This window comes from Aquimarina rhabdastrellae, assembly GCA_947387485.1.
Lineage (GTDB): Bacteria > Bacteroidota > Bacteroidia > Flavobacteriales > Flavobacteriaceae > Aquimarina.
Window position 1 is genome coordinate 239,207 of the sequence record CANDNT010000001.1, and the last position, 18,301, is coordinate 257,507.

Sequence of the window (18,301 nt, forward strand, 5' to 3'; positions counted from 1 at the left end):
TATTATGGATTTTTGTTTTTGATTTGCTCGATTAAATCCGGTACCTGACGTATTGCTGCAATTTCTTTATACTTTTTTCTGAAGCTATCTGCTGGTGTACCAAAATAACTTTGTTCACCTTTTAATGATTTACTTACTCCAGATTGTGCAGAAATCACTGCTTTTTTACCTATAGTAATACCACTAGTTATCCCAACTTGTCCCCAAATAGTCACTTCGTCTTCAATAACTACACATCCAGCTATTCCTACTTGAGATGCTATTAAGCATTTTTTACCTATTACCGTATCGTGCCCTACATGTACCTGATTATCAAGTTTGCTTCCTTTTTTAATTGTAGTATCTCCAGTAACTCCCTTATCGATTGTACATAATGCACCTAAATGTACATCATCTTCTATTACTACTCTACCTCCAGATTTAAGTTGATCAAAACCTTCTGGACGATTTTTATAATAAAAAGCATCTGCACCTAATATTGTTCCAGAATGAATAGTAACTCTATCACCTATCACAGCTCCGTCATAAATAGTTACATTGGCATGAATTAAACAATCATCACCAATTTTAACATTGTTACCTACAAAAGCTCCTGGTTGTATAATAGTATTTTCTCCTATTTGTGCTGTACTAGCAACTTCTTTATCTGCTTTTTCAAAAGGCTTGAAGAACGTTGTTAACGTATTGAAATCTCTAAAAGGGTCGTCTGATATCAATAAAGCTTTTCCTTCTGGACAATCAACTTTCTTATTAATCAAAATAATAGTTGCTGCACTTTCTAATGCTTTATCGTAGTATTTAGGATGATCTACAAAAACAATATCTCCAGGTGTAACCACATGAATCTCGTTCATTCCTTCTACAGGAAAATCTGCATCTCCTACAAACTCAGCCGAAATAATTGTTGCTATTTGCTGAAGTGTATACGTATGGGGAAATTTCATAAGTTAAAATAAAATCTTGTGCTAAAAATATAAAATATTATGACATTCTTGCACTAACCTATGGTATAATTATGATAAAAAAATAACCCCTCGAGTGAGGGGTTACTTAAACTATTCTTTGATACGTTCTTTATATGTACCTTTTTCTGTTTCAATTTTGATTTTGTCACCTTCATTTATAAATAAAGGCACCATTATTTGAGCTCCTGTTTCTACTGTTGCTGGTTTAGTAGCATTAGTAGCTGTATTTCCTTTTACTCCTGGTTCTGTAGCTGTTACTTCAAGAATCACACTTGGTGGCATCTCTACAGATAATGGCATTTGATCTTCTGAGTTGATTATTACAGTTACTACCGCTCCTTCTTTTAATAATCCTGGATTATCCAAAGTCGATTTCTCTAAAGTAATCTGGTTATAATCATCTGTATTCATAAAATGAAAAGTATCACCTTCTGCATACAAATATTGAAATTTGTGTGTTTCTACACGAACATCTTCGATTTTGTGTCCAGCAGAAAAAGTATTATCAATTACTTTTCCTGTAGTAACACTTTTTAATTTAGTTCTTACAAACGCTGGTCCTTTTCCTGGTTTTACGTGTAAAAATTCAATTATTTTATATATATCACTATTGTATTTAATACACAATCCGTTTTTAATATCACTAGTACTAGCCATTTTATTTCTTTATATAGTTAGTTTATATTATTAATTTGAGAAATATCCTTTCATGATACCTCTTTGTGAATTTTTAATGAATTCAAGAACTTCGTCACGTTCTGGAGTAGCTTCCATCTCTGCTTCAATAATAGCTACTGCCTGCGTATTATTATAGTTCTTTTGGTATAAAATTCTATAAATATTCTGAATCTCTCTAATTTTTTCAGTTGAAAAACCTCTACGTCTCAATCCAATAGAGTTAATTCCTACATACGATAATGGTTCACGTGCAGCTTTAACAAAAGGTGGTACGTCTTTACGTACTAAAGATCCTCCTGTCACAAAAGCATGATTACCTATAGTACAAAACTGCTGAACAGCTGCCATACCTGCTAAAACCACATGATCTCCTACAGTAATATGTCCTGCCAGTGTACTATTATTAGAGAAAATACAATTATCACCAACAATACAATCGTGAGCAATATGGCAATATGCCATAATCCAGCAATTATTACCAATTCTTGTTTTCATCTTATCAGTAGTTCCTCTATTGATTGTAACACACTCTCTAATGGTTGTATTATCACCAATTTCGGTTACTGTATCTTCATCATTAAACTTCTTATCTTGTGGCACGGCCGAAATTACTGCTCCTGGAAAAATACTACAGTTTTTTCCAATTCTAGCCCCTTCCATAATAGTAACATTAGAACCTATCCAAGTTCCCTCTCCTATTACTACATTATTGTGTATTGTAGTAAATGGTTCTATTACTACATTTTTGGCAATTTTTGCCCCTGGATGAACGTATGCTAATGGTTGATTCATCTGTTTTATTTAGATTTTACAATTTGTGCCATAAGTTCTGCTTCTGTTGCTAGTTTCCCGTTAGCATAAGCAAAAGCTTGCATATGACAAATCCCTCTACGTATTGGTGTTAATAATTCTAATTTAAAGATTAAAGTATCTCCTGGTAATACTTGCTGTTTGAACTTAACTTTATCTATTTTCATAAAATAAGTCAAATAGTTTTCTGGATCTGGAACTGTACTTAATGCTAGAATCCCTCCAGTTTGTGCCATAGCTTCAATTTGTAATACTCCAGGCATTACAGGTGCTCCAGGGAAATGTCCTACGAAGAAAGGTTCGTTCATAGTTACATTTTTCATCCCTACAACATGTTTATCCGACATTTCTAAAATTTTATCTACCAATAAAAATGGTGGTCTATGTGGTAACATATCCATTATTTTATTGACATCCATTAATGGCTTTTTAGATAAGTCAAATTGAGGTACTTTATTTCTTCTTTCTATCTTGATGATCTTAGATAATTTCTTTGCAAATTGTGTATTTACAAAGTGTCCTGGTTTATTAGCTATAATCTTACCTCTAATACGAGTTCCAATCAATGCTAAATCACCTATTACATCTAATAATTTATGTCTTGCTGCTTCATTAGGATAATGCAAGGTTAAATTATCTAAGATTCCGTTAGGTTTAACTGTTATGGAGTCCTTACCAAATGCATCTTTAAGTCGCTCCATAGTTTCTGGGCTCAACTCTTTATCTACATATACAATAGCATTATTAAGATCACCTCCCTTAATTAATCCATGCTCTAAAAGCATTTCTAATTCGTGAAGGAAACTAAATGTTCTTGCGTTTGCAATTTCTTCTTTAAACTCTGAAATACGCTTTAATGATGCATTTTGAGTACCTAAAACTTTAGTACCAAAATCCACCATAGTAGTCACTTGATATTCATCTGAAGGCATCACAAGAATTTCACTTCCTGTTTCTTCATCTGTATAAGAAATTACATCTTTAACGATGTATTCTTCAATTTCTGCTTCTTGTTCTACTATACCTGCTTCTTCTAAAGCCTCGATAAAGTATTTACTAGATCCATCCATAATAGGTGGCTCTGAAGCATCAAGTTCTATTAATAAGTTATCGATTTCTAATCCTACACAAGCAGCTAAAACGTGCTCTGAGGTTTGAATGCTAACACCATTTTTTTCTAGGTTAGTTCCTCTTTGCGTATTAACCACATAGTTAGCATCTGCTTCGATGATTGGACTTCCTTCTAGATCTACTCTACAAAAGGCATATCCATGATTTTCCGGAGCGGGTTTAAAGGTTAAAATAACTTCTTTTCCCGTATGAAGTCCTACTCCTTTTAGAGTGACTTCATTTTTGATTGTCTTTTGTTTTTTTACAACGGTGTTACTCATTGTTATTTATCTTTTTCTCTAGTTTGTATACTTTATCAACGATCTTAGGTAGGTTTTTGAAATGCACATAAGATTTATTATAATCTGAATATCCTAGTGCTGGAGAACCTTGAATGGTCTCTTTGTCTTTAATATTTCTACCTATCCCTGATTGCGCTTGTATTCTTACTTGATTACCAATAGTAAGATGACCAGCTATTCCTACTTGTCCTCCTATAAGACAATGTTTACCTATTTTTGTAGATCCTGCTACTCCTGTTTGAGCTGCTATAGCGGTATGTTCACCTATTTCTACATTATGAGCGATCTGAATTTGGTTATCCAATTTAACTCCTCTTCTTATAATAGTAGATCCTAAAGTTGCTCTATCAATAGTTGTTCCAGCTCCTACATCAACATTATCTTCAATAATCACATTTCCTGTTTGAGGAACTTTTGTATATTCTCCTTTTTCATTTGGCGTAAAACCAAAACCATCTGCTCCTACAATAGCTCCACTATGGATAACGCAATCATTTCCGATTATCGTTTCTGAATATATTTTAGCTCCAGCAAAAACTACAACATTATCTCCTAATGTTACATTATCACCAATGTATACGTTAGGGAATATTTTTGCATTCTTACCTATTTTTACATTATCTCCTAAATAAGAGAATGCTCCTAAATAGATATCTCCTTCATATTGGGCACTTGATGAAATAAAACTAGGTTGTTCAATTCCTGTTTTATTCATTTTGACCATATTATAATATTCCAGAAGTTGAGAAAATGCTTTGTATGCATTTTCAACACGTATTAATGTTGTTGATATTTCGCTTTCTGGTTCAAAATTTTTATCTACAATCGTTATTGACGCTTGTGTCTTATATATATATGGTGTGTACTTAGGATTAGATAAGAAGGTTAACGAACCTTTCGTTCCTTCTTCTATCTTTGCTAGTTTAGATACTTCTACAGTTTCGTCTCCATCGACAATCCCGTTAAGAATACCTGCTATCTGTATGGCTGTAAATATCATTCTCGCAAAAGTATAAAAAATGTGTTAATATATTTACTTTGGATAACACATAAAATATTTTGTTACTGGTTTTGATAATGCTTTCAAATTAAATTGATCTGTAGCTTTTACTACATCTACAATTTTCTTTGACTTATACAATATGTTAATATTCTGTTTATTTTGATGATATGCCTGATTTGCTATGGATCCGCTAAAAATAAAATAGCTAGCTTCTTCCATTGATATTTCATTTAAATCAGCATAGTTTTTAGTCAACTTGTCAAGTTTTTCTTCAGAAAATGCTTTTTTCTTTATTTTAATTTTTAATAAATCTCTATTTATGATCATTCTAGATAATGTACGCAATACAAAATCATCGCAAGACGTCCATTCTTTCATTGCTGTAATAATGTCGTAATCATCAAGCGTAGCAAATGTATCTAGAATTTTTGGAGTAAAGTTTTCTGCAGTTATTTTATTTTCTAAAAAGAATACCAAATTTTTACTTCCTGCTAATTTCTTACCTCCTTCTACTAATTCTTTGGCTCTTTTTAAAACTCTAATCAAAAGTTGTTCTGCAACTAAACCTGTTTTATGTAAATACACTTGCCAATACATTAAACGTCTTGCTAGAAGAAATTTTTCTACAGAATATATTCCTTTTTCTTCTACCACAAGTTCATCATTAACAACGCTTAACATAGTAATCAATCGCTCACTATTGATATTACCTTCTGCTACTCCTGTATAAAAACTATCTCGTTTTAAATAATCAAGTCTATCCATATCTAACTGACTTGATATTAATTGATGCAAAAAGTTTCTGTGATATTCTCCTTTAAAGATTTTGATTGCTAAATCTAATTTGTCTTCAAATTCTTTATTGATTTCTTCCATAAACATCAGTGAGATTGCCTCGTGACTTATCCCATGTACTATACTGTGTTCCATAGCGTGAGAAAATGGTCCATGTCCTATATCATGTAATAAAATAGCTATCAATAAAGCCTCTTCTTCTTTGTCTGATATCTCAATATCTTTAAATCTGAGTACTCTTATAGCGTTTTGCATTAAATGCATACATCCTAAGGCATGATGAAATCTCGTATGGTGAGCTCCTGGATAAACTAAATATGATAATCCCATCTGGGTTATCCTTCTCAAACGTTGAAAATACCTATGCTCAATTAAGTCAAAGATAAGTTCGTTTGGGATTGTAATAAATCCATAAATAGGATCGTTTAATATTTTTAGTTTGTTTCTTTTTTTCAAACTACTTTTACTTTTATTGTAACAAATATAAGATTTGATAAGTTCTTAATGTACTTATCCTAGTCAAAAAACTACGATTTTGAATCAAACTTAAAGAATATTTCCTTAAGTTGTTAAATATAAAGACTTATTGCATGAATTCTATTAAAATACTATGGGTTGACGATGAAATAGATTTATTGAAACCGCATATTCTATTTTTAGAGAAAAGAAATTATACTATAGCTACTTGCCAAAGTGGTACAGAAGCTCTTGAAATTATAGATGAAGAAAATTTTGATATTGTTTTCTTAGATGAAAATATGCCTGGACTTACGGGTTTAGAAACGCTTAATGAGATTAAAGAAAAAAGAGCTAGTCTTCCTGTTGTCATGATCACAAAAAGTGAAGAAGAGTACATTATGGAAGAAGCTATTGGTAGTAAAATAGCTGATTATTTAATTAAACCTGTAAATCCTAATCAGATATTATTGAGTTTAAAGAAAAACTTAGATCACTCTAGATTAGTTTCAGAAAAAACAACTTCGAGTTACCAACAAGAATTTAGAAAAATAGCTATGGATATGGCTATGGTGAATTCTCATGAAGAATGGGCAGAGCTTTATCAAAAATTGATTTATTGGGAGTTAGAACTCGAAGACATTGAAGATACTGGTATGTTTGAGATTCTAGAATCTCAAAAAGTTGAAGCTAATTCTCAATTCTTTAAGTTTATTGATAAAAATTATGTAGACTGGTTTCAAAATCCAGATGATGCTCCTATAATGTCACATAATCTTTTTAAAAGTAAAGTAGCTCCAGAATTAAGTAAGGATCAACCTACTTTATTAATTGTAATTGATAATTTACGTTATGATCAATGGAAAGCTTTTGAGCCTATTATAAATAATTATTATAAAAAGGAAAGCGAAACTCCTTTTTATAGCATTTTACCTAGTGCAACACAATATGCTAGAAATGCTATCTTTTCTGGTTTAATGCCTTCAGAAATGGAACGCAGACATCCAGAATATTGGCTTAATGATACAGATGAAGGTGGTAAAAATATGCATGAAAATGATTTTTTAACTGCTCAACTTGAACGTTTAGGGCTTAATATCAAACATGAATATTATAAAATTACGAATGAAAAATCTGGAAAAACATTAGCTGATAATTTTAAAGGTTGTAAAGACAATGATTTAACTGTTGTAGTTTATAATTTTGTTGATATGCTTTCGCATAGTAAAACCGAAATGGAAGTCATTAAGGAATTAGCCTCTAATGACAAATCATATCGCTCTTTAACAGCTAGCTGGTTTAAAAATTCACCACTTTTAGAAATCATTCAACAAGCGCAACATTTAGGGTTTAAACTTTTATTAACGACTGATCATGGTACTATTAATGTAAAAAATCCATCTAAAGTTATTGGTGACAAAAACACTAGTTTGAACTTACGCTATAAAACAGGAAAGAGTCTTACTTATGAAAAGAAAGAAGTTTTGGCTGTAAAAAATCCTAAAACCATTAGTTTACCTTCTATCAATGTGAGTAGTTCATTCATTTTTGCAAAAGGTGATTACTTTTTTGCTTATCCTAATAATTATAATCATTATGTGAGTTATTATAGAAATACTTACCAACATGGTGGGATTTCTCTTGAAGAAATGATTATTCCTTTTGTAACTTTGTCACCAAGATAATTTTGATTTTGATTAGTATTTATGAAAATTCAATATACTTTGCCAGAACTTAGTTCTGTTGCACAAAAAATTATAAACAACACCTCTAGTAAGGTGTTGTTATTTTATGGAGAAATGGGAGTAGGAAAAACCACCTTGATAAAAGAAATTTGCAGTCAATTAGGTGTAACTGATCCTATTTCTAGTCCTACATACTCTATAGTTAATGAGTACCAAGGAAAAGATCATTTGATTTATCACTTTGATTTTTATCGTATCGAAGATGAAGAAGAAGCTTATGCAATTGGTTTTGAAGAATATGCATATGGAGACCAGTGGGTTTTTATTGAATGGCCTGAACGAATAGCAAACTTAATACCTAATCACAGTCAAAAGATAGAAATTGTTCTCGATGATGATCAATCCAGAATTTTAACTGTAACTAGCATTAGCGAGTAAGTTGCGTATCTTTTTTGGAATATCTATTATTTTATTTGTATTTTGAAGATTGAATATCTGTTACACAATGAACCATCCATTATCTCCATTTAGTAAAGCTGAATTACTTCCTCAAGAGGAAATGATTGAAATATCTAAGAAAAAGGGCGAACTATTTATCGGAATCCCTAAAGAAACTCATTATCAAGAAAAAAGAGTTTGCTTAACTCCCGATGCTGTTGCTGCATTGACCGCTCATGGTCATCGTGTTATGATTGAATCAAATGCTGGAATTGGGGCTAGCTTTACAGATAGTGATTACAGTGAAGCTGGAGCTGAAGTAACTTCGGATACAAGTAAGGTTTTTGGTTGTCCTATACTCTTAAAAGTTGAACCACCATCTGTTGAAGAACTTGATATGATAAATCCGCAGACGGTTTTGATCTCGGCACTTCAATTAAAAACACAAACCAAAAAATATTTTGAAACTCTAGCCTCAAAACGTATAACTGCTTTAGCTTTTGAGTTTATACGAGATGATGATGGTACTTATCCAGCTGTGCGAAATTTAAGTGAAATCGCCGGTACATCTGCAATATTAATAGCATCAGAATTAATGAGTAATGCTACACAAGGCCCTGGTTTAATGATGGGAAATATTAGTGGCGTTCCTCCTGTAGAAGTTGTTATTATAGGTGCTGGTACTGTAGGTGAGTTTGCTGCTAGAGCAGCTTTAGGATTAGGTGCTAATGTCAAGGTTTTTGATAATTCTATAACAAAGCTACGCTGTATTCAAACTAATGTAGGTAGATCTTTATATACTTCGACTATACAACCTAAAAATTTATTAAAAGCACTACGCCGTTGTGATGTTGTTATTGGTGCTGTACGAGGTAAAGATCGTTCTCCTATTCTTGTTTCAGAAACGATGGTTGAAGCCATGAAAACTGGCGCTGTTATTATTGATGTAAGTATAGATATGGGAGGTTGCTTTGAAACTAGTGAAGTTACTACTCATGATCATCCTGTTTTTGTGAAACACGGTGTTATTCATTATGGGGTTCCTAATATTCCTTCAAGATATGCTAGAACTTCCTCTATGTCAATAAGCAATATCTTTACTCCTTATTTATTACATATTGGGGAAGAAGGTGGTATAGAAAATTCTTTACGTTTTGATCGTGGTTTAAAAAATGGAGTGTATTTTTACCACGGAATTTTAACTAATAAAGCTGTAGCAGATTGGTATGATTTATCGTATAGAGATATCAATTTGCTGATATTATAATTTTTATGAGTTTATTAAAACGTTTAATGTATTATGCCGGTGGGTTTGTAATCGGTTTAATTATACTATTTTTCTTTTTAGGAGGTAAAAAAACCTCTTGTGCATATGGGCCTAATGCTCGAGTTTTAAAAAATATTCGTTTAAAAGAGCGAGTTTTTTCTGATGCTGCCAAGCAAACAATGCAACTAAAGACTATTGATACTGCAGAAATTTCTTTTGTTTTAACTGAAGGGTCTGTTGACTTTTCTAAAAGTAATACAAAATTAGATTCCTGTAAAAGTTATGTTATAGAGAGTACTCTTAGAGAAAAACAAATCTTATTACATGTTGAAAACTGCAATAATCAAGCAAAAATCAACACTATAGAATACTAAATAAAAAAGGCTTTGAATTAAAAATCAAAGCCTTTTTTATATTCTTATTTTTTATCTTTCAATCTATTTTTAACGCTTCTTAGAATTTCTTCAAAGTTATTTTTATGAATTTCATATTGTTCATCGGATAAAATATCTTTTACTTCTTTATTTTGCTTTGCAATCAATTCGTTAAGTTTTGTTTCAATTTCTGAAACTTCAAGTTCCATATCTTTATCATCCAATCTTTTCATCTTAACAGTATAATATAAAATTACACTATAATATTCATCCAATTTATCTTGTGATAAATTCATTTTCTCTGTTTGTTCATAAAACCATAGTTGCATACGATCTTTTTCTACAGAATCGAATATCTCTACTTTATTCTTTGCTCTTTCTTCTTGTGCTTGTTGGGCATTAATAGTAAAACTCCATACACAAATCAAAATCATACTCAATACTAATTTCATCTTACTCATTTTTTATTTCGTTTTTAATACTATGTCTTATATACTTTTCAACTACTACTGCTGTAATAATCACAATATAAAATTGCCCCATAAGTCCTGTTAAAATTGCTGCCTTTTGTGCAGTAGGAGTAATAGGTATAACTTCTCCATAACCAATCGTCAACAAAGTTATATAACTGTAATACAACAATGTATCTGTTTTCTCTGGTATAGATACTGACTCTAATAATATTCCACCAAAAGATCCTGGTGTAGCTATTTCTATAGTTAAAAATATAAAAAAAGCAACTAATCCTAAAGCAATATAACCACTCATTAATCCAAAAATTACATTTTTATTTACCTTCTGAGTGTTCCATACTTGTCTAATAATTTCAATAGTCACTATAACATAGAATAAAAAATAGGTACCAAATTGAAGAAATCTTATTGTATTTATATCTTTAGGTCTACTTACTACTTCTGTCCCATATACACTCAGAACAACTGTTAAAAGCAATGCAAAAAAAATGGCTAGCTTCTTCTTTTTAGAAATTAATAATATTCCTGTTATAACATTTATCAATAAAATTATTGGCATAACAACTTTCTCAAACAGTACTAATGGAAATATTAATGACCCAAATAAAACTCCTAATAAACTAAAAAAGAAAAATTCAAATCTATACTTATATAATTTTCTAATCATACTGCTTTTAGCCATTGCGTTTACCATATCAAAACATCTTTAATTTATTACGATACACTTAAATTGTATATAAACTTCAAATATAAATTATATAACTTTATTTATTTTCAATAAAAAAGGTTCAGATATTTCTGAACCTTTTTATAATTTATTGAAATTTATTTATTACTTCTTTATAAACTTTCGAGTAGCAATACCTGTTTCGCTATTAATTCTTAAGAAATAAAATCCTGAATTAAAACTAGAAATATCAACCTTCTTAAGTTCATCAAGCTTTTGATTTCTTTCAAAATGGACTAGTTTACCATTAATATCAAATATTCTAAGTTCTACATCAAAACCTTGATCCCATTTAACATTAATCTCATTTGTACTTGGATTAGGGTAAATATCTAACGAATTATATAATGCATGTTCTTCTACAGCCAAAGTTGTATCATAAACAGGCGAACTCCATAAACCACGTCCATATGTACCCGCATAAATTTTATTTTCAACTGTATTAATCTCTAATTCATTAACTATTACATTAGGTATTCCGTTACTAAAAGACTCCCATGTACTCAATCTATCGTCTATATAATATATACCATAGTTCATACCTAAATACAATCCATTATTTCCGTTATCTTCCCATGTCAAACACAATGCAGAGAAATTTGGTAATCCTGTATTAGAAGCATTCCATGTAGTCCCTCCATCATTAGATATCATTACTTTGTCTGATGCAGCTAAAGTAACTGCTACTTTATCTGGATTAGATGGGTGAATAGCTATATCATTAATTCTACCTTGAAAGATTTTTATCAATCCCCATGTTGTTGCCCCACCATCACTCGTTTTATATAAATACTGGTCATGAGATGCAAACATTACATTATTATCAGATTTGGCAATTTTAAGATCAGCTAAATTAGTACCAAAACTTTGCGAAACTGCAACCCAATTATATCCACCATTATCAGATTTATATACTTTATCATATCCTGTATAAACAACATCTGTTGTTATTGGATCTTGTTCAAATGGTGTAATCCAGTTTCCTTGTCTACCTTCAGGTGATGGCAACCCGCTATAACTATTTCCTCCGTTAAAAGTTTTATATAAACCACCGAATTGTACTGTTCCATACATTACTTTAGTATCATCCTTATCAACAAAAGATTCCATTCCATCTGCACCTAACCAATCTTTCCATCCTTGGTTTTCAATATAAAAAGAAGTACCATTATCTTGAGCTCCTCCTGTAACAACAACATCATCTGTTTGAGATATTCCAATTTTATAAAATTGTCGAATTCCTAAACCATTAGTTAAATCAGTATAATAATCTGTACTCATCACCGAAGGATTATTAGCTACAAAAATCCCTCCATCTGAACCAACAAATAATTTATCATGCGCAAAAATTAATAAATCAACATCCGCATGACAGTAACCTATACCCAAAGCTTGAGTAGTTGATGGCATCCATTGAGACGATATAGTAAATGTATTTCCACCGTCAGTAGATCTCCATGTATTAATACCAGCTATATGTATTTCATCTCCATTAGTACTTGATATAGCGATATCCATATCTCTTGGTGCTTGACCTCTACTATCTCCTCCATTTGTGTCATATCCAAAATAATTTTTTGTATGTCCCATGGCAGTAAAACTACTTCCAGAATCTTCTGATTTATAAATTTCATTGAATCTACCGCCTGAAGATGTTGCTTCTAAAACAAATACTTTATCTGGAATTGCTTCTGATACTCCCATCATTTTTGGTCCATTACTAAAACCAGAAATTCTAGAAAAAGTATTTCCACCATCTGTAGATTTATACACATTATTTCCTGAAGCATACACTGTATTTAAATCTCCTGGCTTGAATTCTACATCAAAACCATTTGAATCACTACCAATTCTACTCCAGTTTACTCCTCCATTTACTGACTTATACAAACCTCCATATTGAGCACTTAAAAACATAATATTCGTGTCTGTAGGATGTATTAAAATTTTATTGATATCACCATTAACATTAGAAGAATGTACATCCCATGTACTTCCTGCATCTGTAGATTTATAAATTACTCCATTACTAGATCCCCAATAATATGTCGAGGAATTAGTTGGATCCATAGCCAAAGCATAAACACGCATGTTATTATGATTATCTGTAAGTGGAGTCCAATTAGCCCCTCTATCGGTTGTTTTCCAAACACCTCCTGTTTGACTACCTACAACAATATGATTTTCATCATTAGGATCTATAGCTATAGAAGTTATTCTACCAACTCCAGGGTTCCATCCAGATGTTGCTTCATATTGTTTTGGACCATGTTCTATCCAACTAGAATTAGTGTTGTTACTATTCTTAGCATTTAACTCACTATTATAACGCTCTAATTCTTCAAAATAAAATAAATTAGATTTTAACTCTCCATTTTCATCTTGAAACCTTAACGCATTATATTCCCATCTTTTAAATTGTTTGTAGCCTGTTCCTTTGCCACGACCAATTTGATCAAAATAGTTTTCTGCTGATTGTTGAATTTGTTCTACTGTATATCCGCCCTGGGATATCATTTTTTGATACTCTTGTGCCTGAAGGGGAGCTATAGCCAATAAAGCTATAATGGCACTACGATAGATGCTTTTTTTCATCTTGATTAGTTGATTATTAATTAGATTTTGTGATTGAATCAAAGTTAACAAAACAAATGAATGTAACTTGTAAATAGTAAACGTTTTATATAAAAAAAACCCTACTTAAGTAAGGTTTTAACATTTCATGTAGTAAAACTATGATTTATTTAACAGCATTGTTAACTATTTCAAAAATCTTCTCAAATTGACCTTCTAGAGTTAAATTTGAATTATCTATAACTATTGCATCTTCAGCTTTTTTTAATGGAGAATCTTTTCTAGTACTATCAATATGGTCTCTATCTACAACATTTTTAAGTACTTCTTCATAGGTTACTTTATCTCCTCTATCAACCAATTCTTTATATCTACGTTCTGCTCTATCTTTGGCTGTAGCTGTCATAAAAAGTTTTAGTTCTGCTTTAGGAAAAACTACAGTACCTATATCCCTTCCGTCCATTACTATTCCTTTTTCTTCTCCCATTTCTTGTTGCTGTTCAACTAATTTTGTTCTCACTTCACTAATTGCAGCTACTTGACTTACAAAAGAAGAAACTTCTAAACTCCTAATTTCTCTCTCAACATTTTTTCCATTTAAAACCACTTCATTTCTTCCAGAATCTTTATTAATTTCAAATCTTATTTGAATTTCTGATAGCACTTGAATAAGAGTATGACTATCAAAATGCTCTTTATCTATCAAATCTTTTTGCATAGCATATAATGTAACAGAACGATACATAGCTCCGGTATCCACATATACATACCCTAATTCTTTAGCCAATCTTCTTGCAACTGTACTTTTTCCAGTAGAAGAATGTCCATCAATGGCTATAATTATTTTATTTCCCACTAAAATGTTTTATTCTTAATTTATAAATTTACGTTAAGTCCGAAGAAACTTGACGATGCTGCTGCATTATATCTCGCATATGTATAACTAAATCTAAATTTCCCTAATTTAATTGCTATACCTCCGCTTAATCCTGCAAACGAACGTTGATCGACTATTCGCAATTCTTCAGATCTTCTAAAATTATATCCTAATCGCACAGTAAACCCTCCTTCTGGAAATGCCTCTACTCCTATAACTGTATGACGTAATACATTGTTAAAAAAACTAGGATCATCTTGCTCTACATTACCTTCTAAATCTGTAATATTTCTAGCTGAATTACTAAATGCCAAATCCCAAGTTTGCAAGTTTTCAAATGTTAAATTCCATCTAATAGGAACTTCTTTTAATGTCTGAGATATCCCTGCATCTATTTCTAACGGTAATTCTTCTCTCGTATCCTGATATAATGTAAATTGAGTACCCACATTACGTATTGCTAATCCTATATCCAATTTTTTATCGGCATCATGATAAAGCAATCCTAAATCTAGCGCTCCTCCTAAAGAAGTATACTCTTCTAATTTTGATGAAATTACTTTTACATTTGCTCCAACATAAAACTTAGAGTTAGGTATATTTTTTGCAAATCCTACAGAAACAGCTACTTCTCCACCACTAAAATCTCCTATAGCATTACCAAACTCGTCAAATCCGTCAAATGTACCATAATTGATATACGTAACTCCAGCTTGAAGTACATGCTCTTTATTTTCTCCTAAAGCATATGCATATGCTACAGATCCATAGTTTACATCTGCTATATAATTTACGTAGTTAACACCTAAAGTTCTATCCATACTTATATTAATAGAAGCAGGATTGTACAATGCTGTAGTAGGATCTTGATCATATCCCGTAACATTTTTACCTCCTAAGGCTGCTTGTCGTGTAGAAGAAACTAAATTAAGAAATTGATAGGTATACTTTCCTCCAATTTGAGCATGAAGATGAAAGTTAACTACCCCCAGTACAAGTAAAAGTATGTATTTGCGCATCATAGAAAGCAAAAATAAATGAATCTATTTTGATAAACCTTAATTCTTACAATTTATTTTATGTAAATATACAATCATTTTAAAACTAATAATGCCGACCTTAAAAAGTCGGCATTATTAGTTTTATAAATAAATTATCTTTTTATGCTTCAAGTTTTTTAGCATTCTTAACCTTAGTTTTAGTAATTGCTATGTCTAAAACTTCGCTCATTTCACTTACATAATGAAATGTTAACCCTTTAAGATACTCTTCTTTTATTTCATCTATGTCTCTCTTATTATCTTTACATAATAAGATTTCTTTGATCTTAGCTCTTTTAGCCGCAAGAATCTTCTCTTTTATCCCTCCTACAGGAAGTACTTTTCCTCTTAAAGTGATCTCTCCTGTCATTGCTAAGCTCTTTTTCACTTTTCTTTGCGTAAACAATGATACTAACGAAGTTAACATCGTTACTCCTGCACTAGGTCCATCTTTAGGAGTTGCACCTTCTGGTACGTGAATATGAACATTATATTTATCAAAAATCTCTGGATTTATACCTAAGTCTTCTGCATTTGCTTTGATATATTCCATAGCAATAGTTGCAGATTCTTTCATTACTTTACCTAAGTTTCCAGTAATAGTCATATTACCTTTACCTTTAGATAAAATAGATTCTATAAATAAAATATCTCCTCCTACACTAGTCCAAGCTAATCCAGTAACTACTCCTGCTACATCATTATTTTCATACTTATCTCGCTCTAATCTAGGAGCGCCTAAAATCTCAACAATGTCTTCATTAGTAACTTTTACATTGTACTCTTCTTCCATTGCTATGCTCTTTGCAGCATAACGAATTACTTTTGCTACTTGTTTTTCTAGACCACGTACACCTGATTCTCTTGTATACCCCTCTATGATCTTTTCTAATTGCGCTTTACCTATTTTTAAATGGTCAGCATTTAAGCCATGCTCTTTTAATTGTTTAGGCAACAGGTGTTGTTTAGCTATCTCCACCTTCTCTTCTATAGTATAACCTGTCACATTGATCACTTCCATACGATCACGTAATGCAGGCTGTATTGTATTCATACTATTAGACGTAGCAATAAACATCACTTTAGAGAGGTCATATCCCATCTCTAAGAAATTATCATAAAATTCAGAATTTTGTTCTGGATCTAAAACTTCTAATAAAGCTGAAGAAGGATCTCCTTGATGACCACTTGATAATTTATCTATTTCATCAAGTACAAATACAGGGTTACTTGTTCCTGCCTTCTTTAAACTTTGTATAATTCTACCTGGCATTGCCCCTATATAGGTTTTTCTATGCCCTCTAATTTCGGCTTCATCTCTTAATCCACCTAAAGAAATACGTACATATTCTCTACCTAAAGCCTCAGCTATTGATTTTCCTAATGATGTTTTTCCTACCCCAGGAGGTCCATAAAGACATAGTATAGGAGACTTCATATCATTACGTAACTTCAATACTGCCAAATACTCTATAATACGTTTCTTTACCTCATCTAGTCCATAATGATCTCTATCTAAAATTTCTTTCGCTCTTTTTAGATCAAATTGATCTTCACTAAATTCATTCCAAGGTAATTCTAAAAATAAATCCAAATAGTTACGCTGAATTGAGTATTCTGCTACTTGAGGATTCATTCTACGCATTTTTGAAATTTCCTTATCAAAATGCTTTTTTATCTTATCATCCCACTTCTTCTCTTTCCCTTTAACAACCATTTCTTCGATCTCATCTTCATGAGAAACTCCTCCCAACTCTTCTTGAATTGTCTTCATCTGTTGATGTAAGAAATATTCACGTTGTTGTTGGTTCATATCACTCTGCACTTTATTTTGAATGTCATTACGCAATTCCAATTTCTGGAATTCAACATTCATAAACTTTAGTGTTTCCAAAGCTCTATCAGTAAGGTTATTTATTTCTAATAATCGTTGTTTTTCTTCAACAGGAATATTCATGTTTGAAGAAACGAAGTTGATTAAAAATGAATGACTTTCAATATTCTTTATTGCAAAAGTAGCTTCAGTAGGAATGTTTGGACTTTCCTTTATAATTTCAAGTGCTAGATCTTTAATAGATTCTATTATTGCACCGAATTCTTCACTATCTTTTTCTGGTCTAATTTCTGGAACTTCACTAACAACTGCTTTAATATATGGTTCCTCTGCTTCAACCTTAGAAATTTCAAAACGTTTTTTACCTTGTAGAATAACAGTTGTATTTCCATCAGGCATTTTAAGTACTCTTAAAATACGTGCAACTACACCTACTTGATTAATATCTGTAGCTGTTGGATTTTCAATACTTTCGTCTTTTTGCGCTACAACACCAATCACTTTGCTACCATTATTGGCATCATTAATCAATGCTATAGATTTATCTCTTCCAGCAGTAATAGGAATAACTACACCAGGAAACAGTACCGTATTTCTAAGTGGTAAAATTGGTAAGTTCTCTGGTAAATCTTCTTTGTTTATTTCTTCCTCATCTTCTGGAGTCATCAATGGTATCAATTCTGCTTCTTCATCAATACCTTGAAGTGACAAACTGTCAAGGGTTACAAATTTTGATTTTGTCATAAAGTTATTTATATGGTCATTATGTCATTGAGACATAATTTTATTCTGTTATCAAAAAAAATATATTATACTCAATCTAAGTAAAAACCTAGTAAATTCAATAGGTTTTGATAGATATTCATTACTATCGTTCAATAGTTATGCCATAA

The 18,301-nt window shown here is 31.4% G+C and carries 16 protein-coding genes; 4 read left to right on the top strand and 12 right to left on the bottom strand.

Annotated elements, in window-relative coordinates; translation table 11 throughout:
• Positions 1–2 precede the first annotated feature (2 nt).
• The 6 genes from ACYEKI_RS01080 to ACYEKI_RS01105 all read right to left on the bottom strand — a co-directional run bounded on the left by ACYEKI_RS01080 (position 3) and on the right by ACYEKI_RS01105 (position 6,119).
• Positions 3–944, bottom strand: a complete 942-nt coding sequence (locus ACYEKI_RS01080; RefSeq protein ID WP_459209297.1) for a UDP-3-O-(3-hydroxymyristoyl)glucosamine N-acyltransferase — start codon at positions 942–944, stop codon at positions 3–5.
• A 111-nt stretch (positions 945–1,055) separates the two neighbouring features.
• Positions 1,056–1,622 carry an elongation factor P gene (gene efp, locus ACYEKI_RS01085; protein ID WP_459209298.1) on the bottom strand — a complete coding sequence of 189 codons (567 nt, stop codon included), beginning with the start codon at positions 1,620–1,622 and terminating at the stop codon, positions 1,056–1,058.
• 30 nt (positions 1,623–1,652) lie between these two features.
• Complete coding sequence (lpxA, locus tag ACYEKI_RS01090) at positions 1,653–2,435, bottom strand: acyl-ACP--UDP-N-acetylglucosamine O-acyltransferase (RefSeq protein WP_459209299.1); 783 nt, start codon at positions 2,433–2,435, stop codon at positions 1,653–1,655.
• 5 nt (positions 2,436–2,440) lie between these two features.
• Complete coding sequence (locus tag ACYEKI_RS01095; protein WP_459209300.1) at positions 2,441–3,844, bottom strand: bifunctional UDP-3-O-[3-hydroxymyristoyl] N-acetylglucosamine deacetylase/3-hydroxyacyl-ACP dehydratase; 1,404 nt, start codon at positions 3,842–3,844, stop codon at positions 2,441–2,443.
• A complete protein-coding gene (lpxD, locus tag ACYEKI_RS01100) occupies positions 3,837–4,865 on the bottom strand; it encodes a UDP-3-O-(3-hydroxymyristoyl)glucosamine N-acyltransferase (RefSeq protein ID WP_459209301.1) in 1,029 nt (342 codons plus the stop codon). The genes ACYEKI_RS01095 and lpxD overlap by 8 nt, the downstream gene beginning before the upstream one ends.
• Positions 4,866–4,898: 33 nt before the next feature.
• Positions 4,899–6,119 (bottom strand): HD domain-containing protein, encoded by a 1,221-nt coding sequence (locus ACYEKI_RS01105; RefSeq protein ID WP_459209302.1) that lies wholly within the window; start codon positions 6,117–6,119, stop codon positions 4,899–4,901.
• A 134-nt stretch (positions 6,120–6,253) separates the two neighbouring features.
• Between ACYEKI_RS01105 and porX the strand changes: the two genes are divergently transcribed.
• From porX to ACYEKI_RS01125, 4 genes are all read left to right on the top strand, one after another.
• Positions 6,254–7,804: a T9SS response regulator signal transducer PorX gene (porX, locus tag ACYEKI_RS01110; protein WP_459209303.1), complete on the top strand. Its 1,551-nt coding sequence runs from the start codon at positions 6,254–6,256 to the stop codon at positions 7,802–7,804.
• 21 nt (positions 7,805–7,825) lie between these two features.
• On the top strand, positions 7,826–8,242 hold the full coding sequence (gene tsaE, locus ACYEKI_RS01115; protein ID WP_459209304.1) for a tRNA (adenosine(37)-N6)-threonylcarbamoyltransferase complex ATPase subunit type 1 TsaE: 417 nt from the start codon (positions 7,826–7,828) through the stop codon (positions 8,240–8,242).
• A 67-nt stretch (positions 8,243–8,309) separates the two neighbouring features.
• The gene (locus ACYEKI_RS01120) at positions 8,310–9,509 is read left to right on the top strand and encodes an alanine dehydrogenase (RefSeq protein ID WP_459209305.1); all 1,200 of its coding nucleotides are present in this window, start codon (positions 8,310–8,312) and stop codon (positions 9,507–9,509) included.
• Positions 9,510–9,514: 5 nt separating this feature from the next.
• The gene (locus ACYEKI_RS01125) at positions 9,515–9,883 is read left to right on the top strand and encodes a hypothetical protein (protein ID WP_459209306.1); all 369 of its coding nucleotides are present in this window, start codon (positions 9,515–9,517) and stop codon (positions 9,881–9,883) included.
• 44 nt (positions 9,884–9,927) lie between these two features.
• Here the strand turns inward: ACYEKI_RS01125 and ACYEKI_RS01130 are convergent, their stop codons facing one another.
• The 6 genes from ACYEKI_RS01130 to lon all read right to left on the bottom strand — a co-directional run bounded on the left by ACYEKI_RS01130 (position 9,928) and on the right by lon (position 18,152).
• Positions 9,928–10,335: a hypothetical protein gene (locus ACYEKI_RS01130; protein ID WP_459209307.1), complete on the bottom strand. Its 408-nt coding sequence runs from the start codon at positions 10,333–10,335 to the stop codon at positions 9,928–9,930.
• 1 nt (position 10,336) lies between these two features.
• Positions 10,337–11,023 (bottom strand): ion channel, encoded by a 687-nt coding sequence (locus ACYEKI_RS01135; protein ID WP_459209308.1) that lies wholly within the window; start codon positions 11,021–11,023, stop codon positions 10,337–10,339.
• Positions 11,024–11,188: 165 nt separating this feature from the next.
• Complete coding sequence (locus ACYEKI_RS01140) at positions 11,189–13,678, bottom strand: T9SS type A sorting domain-containing protein (RefSeq protein ID WP_459209309.1); 2,490 nt, start codon at positions 13,676–13,678, stop codon at positions 11,189–11,191.
• A gap of 145 nt (positions 13,679–13,823) precedes the next feature.
• On the bottom strand, positions 13,824–14,513 hold the full coding sequence (gene cmk / locus ACYEKI_RS01145; RefSeq protein ID WP_459209310.1) for a (d)CMP kinase: 690 nt from the start codon (positions 14,511–14,513) through the stop codon (positions 13,824–13,826).
• 20 nt (positions 14,514–14,533) lie between these two features.
• Positions 14,534–15,556, bottom strand: coding sequence for a type IX secretion system protein PorQ (porQ, locus tag ACYEKI_RS01150; protein ID WP_459209311.1), 1,023 nt, complete (start codon positions 15,554–15,556; stop codon positions 14,534–14,536).
• Positions 15,557–15,695: 139 nt separating this feature from the next.
• Complete coding sequence (lon, locus tag ACYEKI_RS01155) at positions 15,696–18,152, bottom strand: endopeptidase La (protein WP_459209312.1); 2,457 nt, start codon at positions 18,150–18,152, stop codon at positions 15,696–15,698.
• Positions 18,153–18,301 lie beyond the last annotated feature (149 nt).

Coding starts and splice junctions, on each gene's coding strand:
- porX (WP_459209303.1), top strand. CDS start 6,254: ATGAATTCTATTAAAATACTATGGGTTGACGATGAAATAGATTTATTG.
- lpxA (WP_459209299.1), bottom strand. CDS start 2,435: ATGAATCAACCATTAGCATACGTTCATCCAGGGGCAAAAATTGCCAAA.
- ACYEKI_RS01080 (WP_459209297.1), bottom strand. CDS start 944: ATGAAATTTCCCCATACGTATACACTTCAGCAAATAGCAACAATTATT.
- lon (WP_459209312.1), bottom strand. CDS start 18,152: ATGACAAAATCAAAATTTGTAACCCTTGACAGTTTGTCACTTCAAGGT.
- porQ (WP_459209311.1), bottom strand. CDS start 15,556: ATGATGCGCAAATACATACTTTTACTTGTACTGGGGGTAGTTAACTTT.
- ACYEKI_RS01140 (WP_459209309.1), bottom strand. CDS start 13,678: ATGAAAAAAAGCATCTATCGTAGTGCCATTATAGCTTTATTGGCTATA.
- efp (WP_459209298.1), bottom strand. CDS start 1,622: ATGGCTAGTACTAGTGATATTAAAAACGGATTGTGTATTAAATACAAT.
- ACYEKI_RS01125 (WP_459209306.1), top strand. CDS start 9,515: ATGAGTTTATTAAAACGTTTAATGTATTATGCCGGTGGGTTTGTAATC.
- ACYEKI_RS01135 (WP_459209308.1), bottom strand. CDS start 11,023: ATGATTAGAAAATTATATAAGTATAGATTTGAATTTTTCTTTTTTAGT.
- ACYEKI_RS01095 (WP_459209300.1), bottom strand. CDS start 3,844: ATGAGTAACACCGTTGTAAAAAAACAAAAGACAATCAAAAATGAAGTC.
- ACYEKI_RS01120 (WP_459209305.1), top strand. CDS start 8,310: ATGAACCATCCATTATCTCCATTTAGTAAAGCTGAATTACTTCCTCAA.
- ACYEKI_RS01130 (WP_459209307.1), bottom strand. CDS start 10,335: ATGAAATTAGTATTGAGTATGATTTTGATTTGTGTATGGAGTTTTACT.
- lpxD (WP_459209301.1), bottom strand. CDS start 4,865: ATGATATTTACAGCCATACAGATAGCAGGTATTCTTAACGGGATTGTC.
- tsaE (WP_459209304.1), top strand. CDS start 7,826: ATGAAAATTCAATATACTTTGCCAGAACTTAGTTCTGTTGCACAAAAA.